Consider the following 17,554-nt stretch of genomic DNA (forward strand, 5'->3'; position numbering starts at 1 on the left):
CAGTCGTCCGGCCGGAATGGCGGTGCCGCGGCGATCTCCCCCGATCGGGGGATGCGGTGCCGGATGTTCGGGGGATCCGCAGGCGGGTGGCCGAGCGGCAGGCTCATGGAGGTCGCCAATAGCGGCGACTCCCTCTGCCACGAGGGCATCCACCGAGCGTCCACCGAGGATCGGCATGCACGCGAACCTGCCCCCTTCCGCCCCCGAGAGCTACGCGGCCCACGCCACCGACCTGACGAAGGTGTACGGCACGGGGGACACCCGCGTGGTGGCCCTCGACGCGGTCACCGTCGGCTTCGTCCGGAGCCAGTTCACCGCGATCATGGGTCCCTCGGGGTCGGGTAAGTCCACGCTGATGCACTGCATGGCCGGTCTCGACGCGCTGTCCTTCGGGTCGGTCCGCCTCGGCGACACGGAGATCAGTTCCCTGAACGACCGTCAGCTCACCCGGCTGCGCCGCGACCGCATCGGCTTCGTCTTCCAGGCGTTCAACCTGCTGCCGACCCTGAGCGCCGTGGAGAACATCACCCTCCCCATGGACATCGCGGGCCGTAAGCCGGAGCGGGACTGGCTGGAGAGCATCATCCGGACCGTCGGCCTGGCCGACCGGCTCGACCACCGGCCCGGCCAGCTCTCCGGCGGCCAGCAGCAGCGCGTCGCCGTCGCCCGCGCGCTGGCCGGGCGGCCCGATATCGTCTTCGCCGACGAGCCCACCGGCAATCTGGACTCCCGCAGCGGGGCCGAGATCCTCGAGTTCCTGCGCGACTCCACGACCGCGCTGGGCCAGACCGTCGTCATGGTCACCCACGACCCCGTCGCCGCCTCCTACGCGGACCGCGTCGTCTTCCTCGCCGACGGGCGCATCGTCGACGAACTCCACGCGCCCACCGCCGAGGCCGTCCTGGAGCGCATGGGGCGCCTGACCCCCGCGCACCAGGTCTGACGCCCATGCCTCGCGTCTGACGGCCGCTCGCCACGTCCCACGTACGCCCTGCTCCTGAGCACCCCTCACCCGGCACCTTCCCGGAAGGCCCCCGTGTTCCGCACCGCCTTGCGCAACGTCCTCGCGCACAAAGCCCGCCTGCTGATGACCATGCTCGCCGTTCTGCTCGGCGTCGCCTTCGTCGTGGGCACCCTCGTTTTCACCGACACCATCGGCAACGCCTACAAGGAGCGCTACCTCACCACTCTGCGCAATGTCTCGGTCCAGGCCACACCGCCGTACGACGAGAAGACCGGCGAGCCCGGAACCGTGGGTGAGGACACACTGCGGAGCCTGCGACGGCTGTCCGGGGTGGCGTCCGTGACCGGTTCCGTCGAAGGGTTCGCCGCCGTGGCCGCGAAGGACGGCCATCCCCTCGGCGAGGAGGATGTGACCAGGGCGGGCAACTACTTCCCCCAGGCCGACGGCAAGGACAACCGCCACCCGCTGACCGCCGGACGCGCTCCCACCGGGCCCGACGAGGTGCTGGTGGACACCAGCACCGCGGACCAGGGCGGCTACCGGATCGGCGACACCGTCCGGCTGGCCATCGACGGACCGGTGCTGCACAAGAAACTCGTCGGCATCGTCCGCACCGACGACATCTCCGGCTCCGGCGGCACCTTGGTGCTCTTCGACGACGCCACCGCGCAGAAGCTGCTGCTGAAGCCCGGCCACTACGACGCGGTCTCGCTCGAGGCCGACCGCGGCGCCTCCGAGCAGCGGCTCGCGGCCGAGGCGCGCGACCTGCTGCCCGAGAACTCCGAGATCCACACCGGGGCGCAACTGCGCGCGCAGCAGCAGGCCGACGCCGCCGAGGGGGCCAAAGGGCTCAGCCAGGTGCTGCTCGTCTTCGCGGCCATCGCCCTGTTCGTCGGCATCTTCGTCATCGCCAACACCTTCACCATGCTGGTCACCCAGCGTTCGCAGGAGATGGCCCTGATGCGGGCCGTCGGCGCCGAGCGCCGCCAGGTGACCCGCTCCGTCCTCATCGAGGCCGCCCTGCTGGGGCTGTGCGCGGGCGCCGCCGGGTTCCTCCTCGGCATCGCCGTGGCCATGGGCATCCGGCAACTGTTCGCGTCCACCGGATCCGGCCTCCCCGACGGGCCGCTGGTCGTCGCCCCGGGCACCGTACTGATCTCGTTCCTGGTGGGCGTCGTCGTCACCATGCTCGCCGCCTATCTGCCGGCCCGCCGCGCCGCCGCCGTGCCTCCCGTGGCCGCCATGTCCGCGCTCCACACCCCCCCGCCGGTCCGCAGCCTCCGCAGGCGCAACGCCATCGGTATCGCCCTGATCGTGATCGGTGTGCTCGGCGTGGTGTACACGGCGTCCAGCGGCGAGGAGGGCCGCACCACCGTCCTCTTCCCGTCCGTCCTGCTGCTCATCGGCATCATCGTGGTGACCCCGGCGCTCTCCGGCCCGGCCATCGCCCTGGCCGGGCCCCTTCTGCGCCGCTTCGGGGTCCCGGGCACGCTGGCCCCGCGCAACGCCCGGCGCAACCCCCGGCGCACCGCCTCCACCGCCTCGGCCCTGATGATCGGGCTGTCCATGGTCACCGGCCTCACCGTGGTCGCGGTGTCCGCCACGACATCGCTGCACCAGCGGGCCGAGAACACCGTCACGGCCGACTTCGAGATCTCGTCGAGGAGCAGCGGCCACCTGCCCGCGTCGGTCCATGACACCCTGGCGAAGTCCACGGCCGTGACCTCCTCGAGCCCGCGGCGCGAGGGCGCCGTCCGGATCCGCGGCGACGAGGTGAACCTGACCGGTGTGGACGCCCGGAGCATCGCCGATCTGCTCGACCCGAGCTTCGCATCGGGGTCGCTCGCGGCACTGGGCGCGGGCGGCGGCAAGAACCTGCTGATCGACACCTCCACGGCCGAAATGCACGGATGGACCATGGGGCAGCGGGTGCCGGTGGTCTACGCCGACGGCAGCCGGGGCACCCTGCGGATCGGTGGCATCTACCGCAGCGACGAATTCCTCCCGGCCACCATGATGCCGCTGGCCACCCTCCAGCCCCATCTGAAGAAGATCGAGGACTCCTCGGTCCTGGTGCACACCAAGGACGGCGACGGCGAGACGGTACGGCGCTCCCTCCAGCGCGCCCTCGACCAGAACCCCCTCATCCGGCTGCGGAACACCGACGACCTGGCCGAGTCCGCCGGCGGCGAGTCCATCACCCTGCTCCTCAACGTCCTGTACGGGCTGCTGGCCATGGCCGTGGTGATCGCCGTCCTGGGAGTCGTCAACACCCTCGCGATGTCCGTGTTCGAGCGCACCCGCGAGATCGGGATGCTGCGCGCGGTGGGGCTCCAGCCCGAGCAGACCAAGCGCATGATCCACCTGGAGTCCGTCCTGATCTCGCTCTTCGGGGCCCTGCTGGGCATCGGCGCGGGCATCTTCCTCGGCTGGGCCGCGGGCAAGCTCGCCTCCGACAGCATCCAGGGGTACGAGATGGTCATCCCCTGGGGCCGCATCGCCGTGGCCCTCGTGGGCGCCGCACTCGTCGGCGTGGTGGCGGGACTCTGGCCCGCCCGCCGGGCGGCCCGGCTGAACGTCCTCACGGCCCTCAAGGCGGACTGAGCCGCGCGCGGGACGGCTTGGACCCGGGCGGCGGTGGGACTCGTTCCACCGCCGCCACGCGTGCCACCCGGCGCATACCCCCGAGCGCTCCGGGGCCGCCCGCCCGAGTGCTCAGGGGTTGCCGTAGGCCGCCACCATGATGTTCCGCGCCACCTCGTTCATCTCCTGGCCCTTGGCGTCCGTGGAGTTGACGCTGTAGACCAGGGTGCGCGAGCCGTCGCGGGTGGCGGCGACGCCGGTGTTGTAGCCCCAGCGGCCGCCCGTCTTGCCCCACACCTCACGGCCGCCCAGCTTCTTCATCGACAGCCCGGCCGAGTACGCGGCCGGATCCCCGGTTCCCCAGTCCGCCACCTTCGGCAGGGTGAACATCTCGCGCAGCAGCGGGCCGCGCACCACGTGTCCCCGGAACAGGGCCTTGATGAACCGCTCCAGGTCGGCCGTGGTCGAGATGATGTCACCGGCCGCCCAGCCGTCCGTCGGCCCCCACACCGACACATCGCGCGGACCGGTCGTGCCGTCGTCCAGCCGCATCGTCTGGTAGCCGTGGTTGTGCGGGCCCAGGATGCGCGGATCGGCCCCCGGGAGATAGGTGTCGCGCAGCCCCAGCGGCTTCAGGATCCGGCGGGCCACCTGGTGTTCGTACGAGTCGCCCGAGACCCGCTCGATGACCAGAGCGGCGATGGTGTAGCCGATGTTCAGATAGTGCTGCCTCTCGCCGGGCGGGAACTCGCGGTCCTTCGAGGTCGCCGAGCGGACCATCTCCTTCGGGTCATGGATCCGGAAGCGGTCGGCGTACCGCTCCTCGACCGTGTTCCCGGGGAAGTCGGGGGCCGGGATGCCGTGCGTGTGATTGAGCAACTGCCGCACGGTGACCTTCCCGTACGACGCCGGGATCAGCTCCGGCAGATACGAACGAGCGCCGCGGTCCAGGTCGAGCGTGCCCTCGGTGGCCAGTTGCAGGGCGACCGCGGCCGTGAAGACCTTGGTCACGGAACCGGCGCGGAACCGGCCCGCCGGATCGGCCGGCCGGTCGGTCCTCAGGTCGTGCACACCCGAACTGCCCCGCCAGACGCCCTCGGAGCCCCCGACCCGTACCAGCGCGGCCGTCGCGTCCCGCGTCGGCAGACCCGCGATGGCGGCTTCCAGCGCCGGAATCCCGGACCGGGTGGGGACCGCCGCGGACGAGGTGGCCGCGAGGGCCGGCGGCACCGCCGGGCCCGCCACGACGCCCAGGACGAGCGCCGCGGCCAGCAGCGTGCGTCTGGTGCTCTGCATGGTCAACTCCAGTGCTGGGGGCGCGATATGAGCGCCGTATTCGCCATTGCTCCCGATGGCTCCATCCTGGTGACCGGCGGTCTGTCGCGGATCGCCCGCGCGAGCGTGTTCCGGGCGTCAGTTCCTCGCCGACGCGGGGGAGGAGCCGGGCCGGGAGGCTCCCCCGGGCGGGGGATCCCCGGCCGTCCCGGCCGTGATCAGGCCCGTCTCGTACGCGCAGATCACCGCCTGGATCCGGTCCCGCAGCCCCAGCTTGGCGAGCACATTGCCGACATGCGTCTTGACCGTGTGATCGCTGACCACCAGCTCCGCCGCGATCTCGGCGTTCGACAGGCCGCGCGCGAGCAGCAGCAGGGTCTCCCGCTCCCGTGCGGTCAGCATGTCCAGACGGGGATCGGGCCGCCGTGGCCGGGCGGTCGCCCGGGTGTACTGCTCCACCAGACGCCGGGCCACCGACGGCGCGAGCAGCGAGTCGCCCCGCGCCACCACCCGTACCGCGTGCACCAGATCGTCCCTGCGCACATCCTTCAGCAGAAAGCCGCTCGCGCCCGCGTGCAGCGCTTCGTACACATACTCGTCGGAGTCGAAGGTCGTCAGCATCACCGTCCGGCAGGTGCCGTCCGCGCCGATCTCGCGGCATGCCTCGATGCCGTCCATACCCGGCATCCGGATGTCGAGCAGCGCCACATCGGGCGCGTGCCGCCGCACCGCCTCGACGGCCCCGGCCCCGTCGCCCGCCTCCGCGATCACCTCGATGTCCGGCTGGGCGTCGAGGATCATGGAGAAGCCGCTGCGCACCAGCTCCTGGTCATCGGCCACCACCACACGGATCGTCAACGCGCCACCTCCGCCGAGGAGACTACGGGGAGGCGGACCCGTACCTCGAAGCCCCGGCCGTCCGGGCCCGGCCCGGTGACCGCCGTACCGCCGTGCGCCGCGGCCCGCTCGCGGACCCCGATCAGACCGTGGCCACCGCCGGAACCGGACCGCGGTCCGCGCCCGTCGTCCAGCACCCGGATGTCCACGGCTCCCTCACCATAGGTGAGTTGAACGGAGACGGTACGGGCTTCCGCGTGCCTGACCACGTTGGTCAGCGCCTCCTGGACGATCCGGAAGACGGTCGCCCCGGTGGCGTCCGGCATTGGCCGCACGGCCCCCGTCGACTCGTACGCGACATCGAGGCCACTCGCCCGTACCCGGTCGAGAAGACCGGACAGACCGGCCGGGCCCGGCTGCGGCTCACGCGGGGCGTGGCCCGGCTCGTCGCCCGTGCGCAGCACGCCCAGCATCCGGCGCAACTGGACCATCGCCTCCCGGCCCGTCGTGGAGATGGCGTCGAAGGCGGCCTCGGCCCGCTCCGGAGCCGTCCGCACCGCCACCGGACCGGCCTCCGCCTGCACGATCATCAGGCTCACCGCATGGGAGAGGATGTCGTGCATCTCCCGTGCGATCCTGGCCCGTTCGCGGGCGGCGGCCCGCTCCGCCTCGATCCGGTCGGCCCGCTGCCGGGCATCGGTCAGCCGGCCGAAGACGTAGGCCGCCGCGAACACGAAGAGGGAGAAGGTGAGCTCGCGCGCCGTCCGGGTGTTCAGCCACACCGACACCGGCACGGCGACCGCCAGCAGACCCCCGGTGACCAGCCGCTTCCACGGCGGTGACAGGACGGCGACCGTATGGCGATGACGAGCCCGGTGTACGGCAGCGGCTGTCCGGGGCCTTCCACGGCCAGCTTGTACAGCGCGCTCGTCGCGATGATGGCGATCAGCGCGGCGAGGGGAGCGCGCCGACGCCAGATCAGGGGGACGACGGTGAGCGTGGTCAGCCCATAGGCGGGCCAGGTGGCCGGCTCCGCGTCGGGTGGCCGCGGCACCACGAACGGCATCGTCATGGCCGCCTGGACCAGGAGCGCGATCCCCAGGTCAACGGCCTGGGGATGGGCTGCTCCCAGCGCCCGGCCCCGCTCCCACCACCCCCGCACAAGACAGGATGGTAGCCGTTATGCCGCCGCCAGCAGGACGCGCGCGGCTTCCTTCGCCGCGTGCGCGGGCTCGGCGCTGCCGGTGATGGCCGCGGTGGTGATGGCGCCTTCGGCGAGGAGCGCCAAGTGGCCGGAGAGCGAGGCCGGTTTGCCCGCGGCCGCCGTCAGCTCGGCGAGGTATCCGAAGAACGCCTCCTTATGGGCGCGTGCCGTCTCGGCCACGGGCGAGGAGGTGGCGCCGAGTTCCCCGAAGGAGTTGCTGAAGGCGCAGCCCCGGAAGTCCGGCTCGCCGAACCACTCATGGAGCCAGTCGAAGACGGCCAGGATGCGTTCCTCGGGGGTGTCCTGGGCATCGGCGTACGCGGCCAGCCGCTGGCGCCAGCGGATATCGCGGCGCCGCAGATACGCCTGTATCAGCTCCCCCTTGGACGGGAAGAGCTGGTAGAGCCGTTTGAGGGAGACGCCGGAGGCGGAGCGGATCTCGTCCATGCCCACCGCCTGGAGCCCCCGTCCGTAGAACAGGGTCTCGGCCGCGTCGAGGATCCGGAGCTCCGCGGTCTCGGGACTGATCATTTCGCCGTTCTCCTGGTGCCGGTCGGTCAGAGGCCGAGGTCGCTCAGCCCGGGGTGGTCGTCGGGGCGGCGCCCGAGCGGCCAGTGGTAGTGACGCTCCGACTCCTTGATGGGGAGGTCGTTGATGCATGCGTAGCGCAGGCGCATCAGACCGGCGTCGTCGAACTCCCAGTTCTCGTTGCCGTAGGAGCGGAACCAGTTGCCCGAGTCGTCGTGGCATTCGTAGGCGAAGCGCACGGCGATGCGGTTGCCGTCGAAGGCCCACAGCTCCTTGATGAGCCGGTAATCCAGCTCGCGCGCCCATTTGCGGGTGAGGAAGGCGATGATCTCGTCGCGCCCGGTGACGAACTCCGCGCGGTTCCGCCAGCGCGAGTCGACGGTGTAGGCCAGGGCGACCTTCTCCGGGTCACGGGAGTTCCAGCCGTCTTCCGCCAGCCGGACCTTCTGGATGGCGGTCTCCCGGGTGAACGGAGGGAACGGCGGGCGTGGAGCGTCGGTCACAGCGTCTCCTTGTGGGCGGTGGAGCGGGGCGGTGGAGGGGAGAACGAGCATTCTCCTCCTCGGGTACGAGAGTAGGAGAACGATGGTTCTCGCGCAAGGGCCGGCCCGCGGCCGCCCTGGTGGCGGGGGTGGTGATCAGGTCTTCCCGGGGCGGTGGGTACCGTGCGAGCGGAAGCACCGTGCGCGACGACCAGGCAGGGGACCGGGCGTGTTGATCGATGATCTGCGGCAGGAGCTCGCGGCCGGCCGGATGGTCGAGGACCCCGGTGTCGCCGCCGGTTTCGTCCACGACGAGGCGGAGTGGGCGCCGTACGGCACGCCCCTCGTGGTGGTGCGGCCACGTACGGCGCTCGAAGTGCGTTCCGTGGTGCGGGCCTGTGCGCGGCACGGCGTTCCGCTGGTCACCCGGGGCGCGGGCACCGGTCTCTCCGGTGGTGCCAACGCCGTCGAGGGCTGTGTGGTGCTCTCCACCGAGGCCATGGACACCATCCACGAGATCGACCCCGTGGAGCGCCTCGCGGTCGTCGGACCCGGTGTGGTCAACGACGATCTGCGGGCCGCCTGCGCCGAGCAGGGCCTCTGGTACCCGCCGGACCCGGCGAGCGCGCCCTGGTCCACCATCGGCGGCAATGTGGCGACCAACGCGGGCGGGCTGTGCTGTGTGAACTCCAGTCCGCCTCAATCCAGTCCGCCTCGCTCCAGTCCGCCTCGCTTCACGAGCTGAGCCGCGATCACATTGCGCTGGATCTCATTGGTGCCCTCGCCGACGATCATCAGGGGCGCGTCACGGAAGTACCGCTCCACGTCGAACTCGGTGGAATAGCCGTAACCACCGTGGATGCGGACGGCGTTGAGCGCGATCTCCATGGCGGTCTCGGAGGCGAACAGCTTCGCCATACCCGCCTCCATGTCCACGCGCCGCCCCGCGTCGGCCTCCCGCGCGGCGTACAGAGTGAGCTGACGGGCCGCGGTCAGCGAGGGAGCCATGTCGGCGAGGTAGTTGCCGATCGACTGGTGCTGCCAGATCGGCTTGCCGAACGATTCGCGTTCCTGGGCGTAGGCCAGCGAGTCCTCCAGCGCCGCCCGGCCCACGCCGAGCGCACGGGCGGCGACCTGTAGCCGCCCGGTCTCCAGCCCCTTCATCATCTGGGCGAACCCCTTGCCCTCCGCACCGCCCAGAACGGCGTCGGCCGGGGTGCGGTAGCCGTCGAACGACAACTCGCAGCTCTCGACGCCCTTGTAGCCCAGCTTGGGCAGATCGCGGGATACCGTCAGACCGGGTCCGTGCTCGACCAGCAGGATGGAGATGCCCTGGTGCGCGGGGGTGGCGCCGGGGTCGGTCTTGCAGAGCAGGGCGATCAGCCGGGAGCGCCGGGAGTGTCATCATGGACGCTCATGGGCGTGCCAGTGAAATGGCAAAGCGTGATACGTCCATGCCGGGCGCGGATGGCTGGAGAGCGAGCGTTGGACGAGCTGGAGCGCGCCCGTGCCGAGGTCCAGCCGACCCCGGGCGTGGTGACCGGCATCGTCACCGTGGGCCTGGAGCCCCTGGTGCGCGAGCGGCTGTGGGTGGTCGCGCCGCCGTCCGAGGGGCTGCGTGGCGATCGGCCCGTCCCCTTCGCGCGGGCCGCCGAGCATCCGCTGGTCATCCCCGCGGCCGGGCACGGCCTGCGCAGCCTGATCGACGGGGCCGACACCTGAAGCCCGAAACCCGGAAAACGACCCGTGAAGCCCGGAAGGCGAGAAACACCCATGGCAAGCACCGACGTCCATCAGCAGGTCAGCGGCCACGCCCGCGCGCTGGACGGCACCCTCCTCGCTTATCAGCACCAGGGCACCGGACGGCCCCCGCTGGTGCTCCTGGCGGGCCAGGCCAACAACCACCACTGGTGGGACGGCATACGGGCGGACTTCCACGACACCCACACCACCCTCACCATGGACTGGCGTGGCACGGGGGAGAGCGAAAAGCCCGACCAGCCCTACTCGACGCCGGGCTTCGCCGACGATGTGATCGCCGTCCTCGACCATCTGGGCATCGAGCGCGCCGATCTGTACGGGACCTCCATGGGAGGGCGGGCCGCCCAGTGGGTGGCCGCCCGCCATCCGGACCGGATCCGGCGGCTCGTGCTCGGCTGTACCTCGCCCGGCGGGCCCCATGCGACGGAGCGCGATATGGCGGTGCGGCGCTCGCTGGCCCAGGCCGACGCGCGGGCGGCGAACGAGGCGCTGATCGACCTGATGTACACCCCGGCCTGGCGGTCCGCACACCCCGGGCCCTATACGACTCTCGGCGCCCCCGGTATGCCCCCGCACGCCCGGCGAGGCCACCTGGTGGCCAGCAATCGACACGATGCATGGGACGTCCTTCCGCAGATCAGCGCGCCCACCCTGATCCTGCACGGCGCGGACGACCGGCTCACCCCGGCGGCCAACGCACCGCTGCTCGCCTCGCGCATCCCCCGGGCGCGTACGCACATCTTCGAGGGTGCGCGGCACGGTTATTTCCAGGAGTGCCGCCCGGCGGCCGCGACGATCGTGTCGTCGTTCCTGGCGGAGCAGCCCTTCCCGGCCTGACCAGGTCAGACCACCCATGAGGAGGGACAGAAGAACCATGCCACCCACCCCGCCCCCGCTCAGCTCGTACATCGCCGCATGGGCCCCGGGACCGGTCACGGCCGAGGACGCCCTGCCCGTCGGCCCCGTCGCGGCCCTGTCGGCGGTCCTCGACCTGCCCGAGGCCGTGGCGAAGGACAGTGAGCCCCTGCCACCGCTGTGGCACTGGCTCTATTTCCTGCACTGGCCCGCGCAGCGGGAGCTCGGAGCCGACGGACACCTCCGGGACGGACACTTCCTGCCACCCCTCCCGCACCGGCAGCGGATGATCGCCGGAGGGCGGTGCGAGATCACCGAACCGCTGCGCCTCGGCGAGCCCGCCGAGCGCATCAGCAGCCTGGGCACGGTGGCGGCGAAACACGGGAGCACGGGGGAGCTGCTGTTCGTCACCGAGCGCCGGGAACTCCGCCAGCATGGCCGGACCTGCCTTGTCGAGGAGCAGGACATCGTCTACCGGTCGGGGCGCGGCTCCGTACGTCACCACCCGGCCGCGCTCGACGAGTCGGCCGCCCCCGACCCCGAAGGGACGTGGCAGCTTCCGCTGCACCCGGATCCGACACTGCTGTTCCGGTTCAGCGCGCTCACCGCCAATGCCCACCGCATCCACTACGACACGCCGTACGCGCGAGGGGAGGAGGGCTACCCGGGTCCCGTCGTCCACGGCCCGCTGCTGGCCCTGCTGATGCTCGAACTCGTCCGCCGTCACGCCCCGGCACGGCGGGTGGCCTCGCTGTCCTACCGGCTGCGGCGGCCGCTGTTCGCCGGGGAACACCTCCTGGCGTCCGGCACACCCGCCGGCAGCGGCGCCGACCTGCGCATCGCCACTCACCGGGAGGCCCGGCACGCCACGGCGCAGGTGACGTTCGCATGAGGGCGTGCCGGGACCGTGCGGCCGGAGGTCGCTCAGGGAGTGTCCGCCGTCCGGAGTGAGGCGGAGTGGGTTTCGGCGGTGGGCTGCTCATGGCCTATCACCGTGGAGACGCCGCGCGGTGCGATCCGGGCGCGCAGGGACACCACCGTCAGCAGGGCCAGCGCCGTGCCGACGAACGGCACCGTGAAGGCGGCGCTCGCGCCGAAGCCGTCCGCCATCTGTCCGGCCGCCGTCACCGCCGCGGCCTGCCCCAGCGCGACCGAACCGGTCAGCCAGGTGAACGCCTCGGTCCGGGACGTGGCCGGGACCAGGGCCTCCACCAGGGTGTATCCGGTGATCAGCGCCGGTGCGATGCACAGGCCCGCCAGCAGTCCCAGCCCGCCCAGCGGCAGCGGCGCGGACACCGCCCACAGCACCCCGCAGATCAGCGTCAGCGCGGCGTAGGAGGTCAGCAGCCGCCGCCTGGGGGAGGTGCGCCAGGCGATGGCGCCACAGGCCACGCCGGCGAGCATGTTGCCCGCCGCGAAGACGCCGTACAGCACACCGTTCAGGGCCGGTTGGCCGTGTTCCTGGGCGAAGGCGGTCAGGGCGACCTGCATCCCGCCGAAGACCGAGCCGACGCCCAGGAAGGCCACCGCCAGGACCCGTACGCCCGGTACGGACAGGGCCGAGGCGGGCCGCTCCCGGGTGTCCGCCCGCGCCACGCTCAGCGGCGGCGCGGTACGGCGCTGGGCCGCGAAGAGCAGCCCGCCCACCAGCGTCAGCGCCGCCTCCGCGATCAGGCCGGCCGCCGGATGCACACCGGTGCTCAAACCGGTCGCGAGCACGGGGCCGATGACGAACGTCAGCTCGTCCGTCACGGACTCGAACGCGGCCGCGGTCGCCAGCAGCGGATGGCGCCCCGAACGCGGCCCGGATCCGCCCGGGGCACCGTCCCCGAGAGGAGCGCCGTCCCCGAGAGCGGCCGCCCAGCGGGCCCGCACCATCGGCCCGACCTGCGGGACGGAGGCGCCCGTCGGCACCGCGGCCGCGATCAGCGCCCACAGCGGCGCGTGGGCCAGGGCGAGCGCCGTCAGCAGGGCGGCGGCCGCCGCGTGGAGCAGCACACCCGGCACCAGGACCGCGCTCTGCCCATGGCGGTCGGCCAGCTTGCCGCTCTGGGGCGCGAACAGTGCCATGGAGACGCCGGTGACGGCCGCGACCGCACCGGCGAGCCCGTACGACCCGGTGGTGTGGCGCAGCAGCAGCACGATGCCGATCGTCAGCATCGCGAACGGCTGCCGGGCGGCGAAGCCGGGCAGCAGGAAGGTCCATGCGCCCGGTGTGCGCAGCAGTTGCCGGTAGCCGACGCGCTGTGCGGGAGGAGGGGTGTTGCTGGAGACCGCGGATGCCACGGCCGACGCCTTTCCGCCGCCTGGTAGCGCACCCGGGCCGGCATGCCGGAGTGCGCCGAGAGCTGTCCTCTCGCGCTGGACCGGGGTAGATACCGGGTCCGCGCCGATGAGGAGGCAGAAGGACCGCGGCCGCCGAGCGGTCGCGCCAGCTCTGCGTCAGGCAGAGTGGTTCGTTGCTTGCCGCGCCATCGTACAGGGAGGCCGCCACCTCGCCGGTGGCGGCGTGTGTCGTACGAGGTCAGGCGCCGGGCAGCGGGCGGACGGTGAGGATCTGCTGGGCGTGTCCGATCGGACCGCGCAGATCGTGCAGCACGGTGCTGGTGATGCCCTGGCCGGTGGGACCGAAGGTGACCGTGGTGTCCAGCCCGGCCCAGCCGCCCTCGGGCCGGCGGTGGAGGTGGAGGGTCAGATCGACATTGGGGAACATCCACTCGGTGGGCGGCTGACGTACGGCGATCCCGTTGGCGGTGTCGACGAGCGCGACGTACGAGGCCAGCGGGGTGCTGGTCTGCCCGGCCACGAGGGCGAGCGGGCTGGAGACCCAGACGGTCGCCCGGCCCTGCTGGGGCGGCGCCAGCGGACGGGAGTCCAGGGAGGCGATGTACCCGCCGGGCCACAGGGAGGCCATCGACCAGGGGGCGAGCTGCTCGGGATGGGTGAGCCGGTCCCCGGCGCCACCGGCGACGGCCGCGGTGTCCACGGTGGCGAGGAGCCACGCACGGGCCCGGACCACGGGGCGGTCGGCGATGAGCACGACGGCCTCGATGAGTTCGATGGTGCGGCCGGGCCGGACGGTCTCCACCCGGATCTCGCACTCGTCGAGGGCGAGGCGCCCGAGGATGTCGAAGCTGATCCGGCTGAGCAGCAGCCCGGTGTCCGGACGGGTGGCGAGGTGGCGGTCGATGGCGTGGACGATGAGCCCGCCGAGCGGGCTGAAGTGCTGTTCGTCGGTGCTCCAGGCGCCACTGACATGGGCGGTGGGCTTGTAGCGGTGCTCGTCGATCGGCACGTAGTAGCTGTCGGTGGTCAACGGGGACTTCTCCTCGGGCGGGAACATCCTGGTGATCAGGGGGCGTTGACCAGGATGACCTATCCGGCCCGGTGGACGCCGCCCCGCGTCGGGCGCGGCCGTCCTGGCGCGGGCCACTGATGAGCGCGCTCGGACGGCGGTGGGAGGCAGTTACTCAAGATCCTTGAGTAACTGCTCTTGATCAAGGGTTGCGTCACCCCCTAAGTTGAAAGTAACAACAGGTGGCATGAACCTGTTCAGCCGCAGTACCTCCCGTCGCGCGGTCACCAACGCCGCACCGGCGGTCCCCCCTACCCGGGCGACGTCCGGCGCCGTCGCGGTGCCGGATACCGGCCTCGCGGCTCTCACCGGAGAGTGGATCGTCGATCCGGCCCACAGCCGGATCGGTTTCTCCGTGCGGCACGCCATGGTGAGCACGGTACGTGGCGCCTTCACGGAATTCGAAAGCCGCCTCTACTTCGACGGCCGTGACCCGCGCCGCTCCCGGGCCGAGGTCCTGCTGTCCACCGCCAGTGTCCAGACCGGTGTCGAGCAGCGCGACGACCACTTGATGGGCCGGGATTTCCTGGACGCCAGAACCTACCCCCACATCCGGTTCGCGAGTACCGCCGTGGAAGTCGCGGGCCCGGACGTCTACCGCATGATCGGGGACCTCACGATCAGAGACATCAGCCGCCCCGTCGTCCTGGAGCTCACCTACATCGGGTACGTCACGGACCCCTTCGGCTACCAGCGGGCGGGCTTCGACGGCACCACCACCATCAACCGCTCCGAATGGGGCCTGACCTACAACGCCCGGCTGGCCGAGGGCGGCGCGCTGGTGAGTGAGAAGGTCCGCCTCCAGTTCGACATCGCCGCCATCCGCACCGTCCCCGCCGCCTGACGAGCCCGGACCCGGAAAGGGCGCTCTTACGACTGCCGTCTGCGCAGGAGGGCGCTGAGGGGGGGCGGGCGGCGTCGGCAGGGGAACCGGCGCCGTCACACCGGCTTCACGGGCGCGGTGGTGAGGTCCAGGTTGTCCTCCACCCACAGGCGCAGGTTCCTGAGCGGGACGGACGCGCTGTGGCCCAGGGGAGAGAGTTCGTACTCCACGTGGAGCGGGACGGCGGGGTAGACCGTCCGCTCGATGAGACTGGCGTCCTCGAGGCGGCGCAGCGTCTGTGTGAGCACCTTGGGGCTGATCCCCTGAAGGCGGCGCTGTAGTGCGCCGAACCGGAGCGGGCCGTCCTCCAGAGCCCCGATGGCAAGCGCCGACCACTTGTTCGCGAGCAGATCGAGCATGGCGCGGCACGGGCACTGGGCCTCGTACACATCATGATGGTCGTGCTGGCCTGTGTGGCATCGCGTGCTCATGGAGGGACCTTCCGGGCGCTGGTACTACCCAAAAGATAGCAGTGTCCCTTGTGGGTAACCACGCCTCCGCGGTTAGCGTGCGAGCGCGCCCGGAGAGCGGGCGTGACGAGAACGATGAGCTCAGGAGGCCCACGTGGCCAGGTCCATGATGCGTGCGGTGGTGCAGGACGCGCTCGGCGGCCCGGAGGTGCTGCGCGTCGCGGAGGTCCCGCGGCCGGAGCCGCTGCCCACCGAGGTGCTGGTGCGGGTGCGCGCCGCCGGTATCAACCCGGTCGACTGGAAGACCCGTCAGGGCGGTGGCATGGCGGGCGTGCTCGGCGAGCCGCCGTTCACCCTGGGCTGGGATGTCTCCGGTGTGGTCGAGGAAGTCGGGTTCGGGGTGACCACGCTGGCCCCCGGTGACGAGGTGTACGGGATGCCGTGGTTCCCCCGTCAGGCCGGTGGCTACGCCGAGTTCGTCACGGCTCCGGCCCGCCAGTTCGCCCGTAAGCCCGCCACGCTGAGCCATGAGGAGGCGGCCGCCGTGCCGCTGGCGGCGCTGACGGCCTGGCAGATCGTGGTGGACACGGCGCAGGTGACGGCCGGGCAGCGGGTTCTGGTGCACGCCGCCGCGGGTGGCGTCGGGCACTTCGCCGTCCAGTTCGCACGGCACCTGGGCGCGCGGGTGGTGGGGACCGCCCGGGAGAGCCGGCACGCATGGCTCGCCCGGCTCGGGGCGGCGGAGCTGGTCGACTACACCGCGCAGCGCTTCGAGGACGCGGTCGAGGACGTCGATGTGGTGATCGACCTGCTGGGCGAGGAGCACGACGCCACCGGCACCCGTTCCCTGAAGGTGCTCAGGAAGGGCGGACTGCTGGTGGCCGTCCCCGGTGGCGTCGCCCCCGAGGTGCGGCAGGCCGCCGACGCTCGTGGGGTGCGCACCAGCGCCTTCCTGGTCGAGCCGGACGGTGCCGCGCTCACCACGGTCGCCGGACTCATCGACAAGGGTGAGGTCGCGGTCGAGGTCGAGGAGGTCTTCCCGCTGGAGGAGGCCGGACGGGCCCACCGCCAGGGGGAGGACGGCCACACCCGCGGCAAGCTGGTCCTCCGCGTCGGCGCCTGACCCGCTCCGCGCCGACGGCGGACGCCCGAGGCCCGCTCGCACCACCCCTCACATCAGAAGGAGACACGCATGTTCTACGAGATCCGCCGCTACCACATCAGGCCCGGCCGCCGGGAGGAATGGGTCGGCTTCATGGAAGAGGTGATCATCCCCTTCCAGGAGTCGATGGGGATGAACGTCATCGCCTCGTTCATCGACGAGGAGGATCCCGACGGCTATGTGTGGATGCGGCGCTTCGCCGACGAGGCGGAGCGGGAGCGGCTGTACGCGGCGGTCTACCAGAGCGAGCGGTGGCAGCAGGAGATCGGCCCCCGGGTCGAGGAGCTGATGTTCCGGGAGAAGATCCAGGTCACACGTGCCGTGCCCACACCGGCTTCCGGGCTTCGCTGACCACGTCGGCCCCATGTCCCTCCGGGAACCACACGGTCCCGTCCCGCCCGGGAACCACACGGCCCCGGGCGGGACGGGCCGGGGTCACCCGGAGGCGGTCCGCGCGGGAACGGGGGCGGCGGCTTCGGCGCCGCCCCGGTGGTCGCCTTCGACGAGCTGGCCCCCGCGGTGGCCGCCGACGCCGTCCAGGTCGTCCTCTCCGACCACCACTACTGGGGCGGACTGCGCCGGTCCAAGCTGCTCTCCGGCATCTGCGACACCTTCGGCATGGGCCTGTCCATGCACTCGAACTCGCATCTGGGCATCAGCCTGGCCGCGATGACCCACCCGGCCGCGGCCACCCCGAACCTCACCTACGCCTGCGACACCCACTGGCCCTGGAAGACCGAGGACGTGATCGTGGACGGCGCGCTGACGTTCACCGACGGCTCGGTGCCCGTGCCGACCGCCCCCGGCCTCGGTGTGGAACTGGACCCCGACGCCCTGGCGCGGCTGCATGAGCAGTATGTCCACTGCGGACAGCGCAACCGCGATGACACCGGGTACATGCGGCGCTTCGACCCGTCCTTCCAGGCCGGCCTCGCCCGCTGGTAGGCCCCCGCCGGTGGCCCGCCGCCACCCGGGCTCACCTGCCCGGATACCTCGATCGAAGGAGGCCATCCTCGGTCACCTGGGGTACCCGGATTTCGGCTAAGCGTACGAAGCTCCAGGCCAGGACGTTTTCTTAGCCTCTGAGGGACGGAAAAGACGCCGATACCCTCGGAAGTGCTGAGACTTGTCTTCTGCTCCTCGCGTACGTACCGCCCCTGACCGGACCGATCGCCGCCGCCGGCGCACGCTGGGCGCGGCGATCGCGGCAAGCCTGGCCGTGGGCGCCCTGGCCGCACCCGCGGCCGGCGCCGTG

Annotated in this window: 15 protein-coding genes and 4 pseudogenes; 10 read left to right on the plus strand and 9 right to left on the minus strand. The window is 71.8% G+C overall.

Annotated features, from left to right (window positions below; all coding sequences use genetic code 11):
• The first annotated feature begins 175 nt into the window (after window positions 1-175).
• Window positions 176-943: an ABC transporter ATP-binding protein gene (locus tag KN815_RS11005; RefSeq protein WP_216341593.1), complete on the plus strand. Its 768-nt coding sequence runs from the start codon at window positions 176-178 to the stop codon at window positions 941-943.
• Window positions 944-1,036: 93 nt separating this feature from the next.
• The gene (locus tag KN815_RS11010) at window positions 1,037-3,568 is read left to right on the plus strand and encodes an ABC transporter permease (protein WP_216341594.1); all 2,532 of its coding nucleotides are present in this window, start codon (window positions 1,037-1,039) and stop codon (window positions 3,566-3,568) included.
• A 111-nt stretch (window positions 3,569-3,679) separates the two neighbouring features.
• Here the strand turns inward: KN815_RS11010 and KN815_RS11015 are convergent, their stop codons facing one another.
• From KN815_RS11015 to KN815_RS11035, 5 genes and pseudogenes are all read right to left on the minus strand, one after another.
• Entirely contained in the window at window positions 3,680-4,843 is a 1,164-nt protein-coding gene (locus KN815_RS11015) for a serine hydrolase domain-containing protein (protein WP_216341595.1), read from the minus strand.
• Between the two features lie 117 nt (window positions 4,844-4,960).
• Window positions 4,961-5,680, minus strand: a complete 720-nt coding sequence (locus KN815_RS11020; RefSeq protein WP_216341596.1) for a response regulator — start codon at window positions 5,678-5,680, stop codon at window positions 4,961-4,963.
• A pseudogene (locus tag KN815_RS11025) lies at window positions 5,677-6,821 on the minus strand (sensor histidine kinase). Before KN815_RS11025 ends, KN815_RS11020 begins: the two are co-directional and overlap by 4 nt.
• Window positions 6,822-6,839: 18 nt before the next feature.
• Entirely contained in the window at window positions 6,840-7,394 is a 555-nt protein-coding gene (locus tag KN815_RS11030; RefSeq protein ID WP_216341597.1) for a TetR/AcrR family transcriptional regulator, read from the minus strand.
• Between the two features lie 26 nt (window positions 7,395-7,420).
• Complete coding sequence (locus KN815_RS11035) at window positions 7,421-7,894, minus strand: nuclear transport factor 2 family protein (protein WP_216341598.1); 474 nt, start codon at window positions 7,892-7,894, stop codon at window positions 7,421-7,423.
• A gap of 250 nt (window positions 7,895-8,144) precedes the next feature.
• Between KN815_RS11035 and KN815_RS11040 the strand changes: the two are divergent.
• Window positions 8,145-8,558 (plus strand): annotated as a pseudogene (locus KN815_RS11040) (FAD-binding oxidoreductase); the annotation flags it as partial.
• Window positions 8,559-8,572: 14 nt separating this feature from the next.
• Here KN815_RS11040 and KN815_RS11045 read toward each other — a convergent pair.
• Window positions 8,573-9,274 (minus strand): annotated as a pseudogene (locus KN815_RS11045) (acyl-CoA dehydrogenase family protein); the annotation flags it as partial.
• 66 nt (window positions 9,275-9,340) lie between these two features.
• Here KN815_RS11045 and KN815_RS11050 point away from each other — a divergent pair.
• From KN815_RS11050 to KN815_RS11060, 3 genes are read left to right on the plus strand one after another with little or no spacing between them, the layout of a single operon-like run.
• Entirely contained in the window at window positions 9,341-9,595 is a 255-nt protein-coding gene (locus KN815_RS11050; protein WP_253208895.1) for a type 2 periplasmic-binding domain-containing protein, read from the plus strand.
• 51 nt (window positions 9,596-9,646) lie between these two features.
• Window positions 9,647-10,471 carry an alpha/beta fold hydrolase gene (locus KN815_RS11055; protein ID WP_216341599.1) on the plus strand — a complete coding sequence of 275 codons (825 nt, stop codon included), beginning with the start codon at window positions 9,647-9,649 and terminating at the stop codon, window positions 10,469-10,471.
• Window positions 10,472-10,508: 37 nt separating this feature from the next.
• Window positions 10,509-11,381, plus strand: coding sequence for an HTD2 family dehydratase (locus tag KN815_RS11060; protein WP_216341600.1), 873 nt, complete (start codon window positions 10,509-10,511; stop codon window positions 11,379-11,381).
• 32 nt (window positions 11,382-11,413) lie between these two features.
• Here the strand turns inward: KN815_RS11060 and KN815_RS11065 are convergent, their stop codons facing one another.
• The gene (locus KN815_RS11065; RefSeq protein ID WP_216341601.1) at window positions 11,414-12,775 is read right to left on the minus strand and encodes an MFS transporter; all 1,362 of its coding nucleotides are present in this window, start codon (window positions 12,773-12,775) and stop codon (window positions 11,414-11,416) included.
• 238 nt (window positions 12,776-13,013) lie between these two features.
• Window positions 13,014-13,832 carry a thioesterase family protein gene (locus KN815_RS11070; RefSeq protein ID WP_216341602.1) on the minus strand — a complete coding sequence of 273 codons (819 nt, stop codon included), beginning with the start codon at window positions 13,830-13,832 and terminating at the stop codon, window positions 13,014-13,016.
• 199 nt (window positions 13,833-14,031) lie between these two features.
• Between KN815_RS11070 and KN815_RS11075 the strand changes: the two genes are divergently transcribed.
• Complete coding sequence (locus KN815_RS11075; RefSeq protein ID WP_216341603.1) at window positions 14,032-14,688, plus strand: YceI family protein; 657 nt, start codon at window positions 14,032-14,034, stop codon at window positions 14,686-14,688.
• Window positions 14,689-14,783: 95 nt separating this feature from the next.
• Here KN815_RS11075 and KN815_RS11080 read toward each other — a convergent pair whose 3' ends face one another.
• Window positions 14,784-15,158: a winged helix-turn-helix transcriptional regulator gene (locus KN815_RS11080; RefSeq protein ID WP_216341604.1), complete on the minus strand. Its 375-nt coding sequence runs from the start codon at window positions 15,156-15,158 to the stop codon at window positions 14,784-14,786.
• Between the two features lie 148 nt (window positions 15,159-15,306).
• Here KN815_RS11080 and KN815_RS11085 point away from each other — a divergent pair, with 148 nt between their 5' ends.
• From KN815_RS11085 to KN815_RS11095, 3 genes and pseudogenes are all read left to right on the plus strand, one after another.
• On the plus strand, window positions 15,307-16,260 hold the full coding sequence (locus KN815_RS11085) for an NADP-dependent oxidoreductase (protein WP_216341610.1): 954 nt from the start codon (window positions 15,307-15,309) through the stop codon (window positions 16,258-16,260).
• Window positions 16,261-16,329: 69 nt separating this feature from the next.
• Complete coding sequence (locus KN815_RS11090; protein ID WP_216341605.1) at window positions 16,330-16,650, plus strand: NIPSNAP family protein; 321 nt, start codon at window positions 16,330-16,332, stop codon at window positions 16,648-16,650.
• 138 nt (window positions 16,651-16,788) lie between these two features.
• Window positions 16,789-17,244, plus strand: a pseudogene (locus tag KN815_RS11095) (enolase C-terminal domain-like protein); the annotation flags it as partial.
• Window positions 17,245-17,554: the final 310 nt, after the last annotated feature.

The organism is Streptomyces niphimycinicus (assembly GCF_018883605.1).
GTDB classification, from domain to species: domain Bacteria; phylum Actinomycetota; class Actinomycetes; order Streptomycetales; family Streptomycetaceae; genus Streptomyces; species Streptomyces niphimycinicus.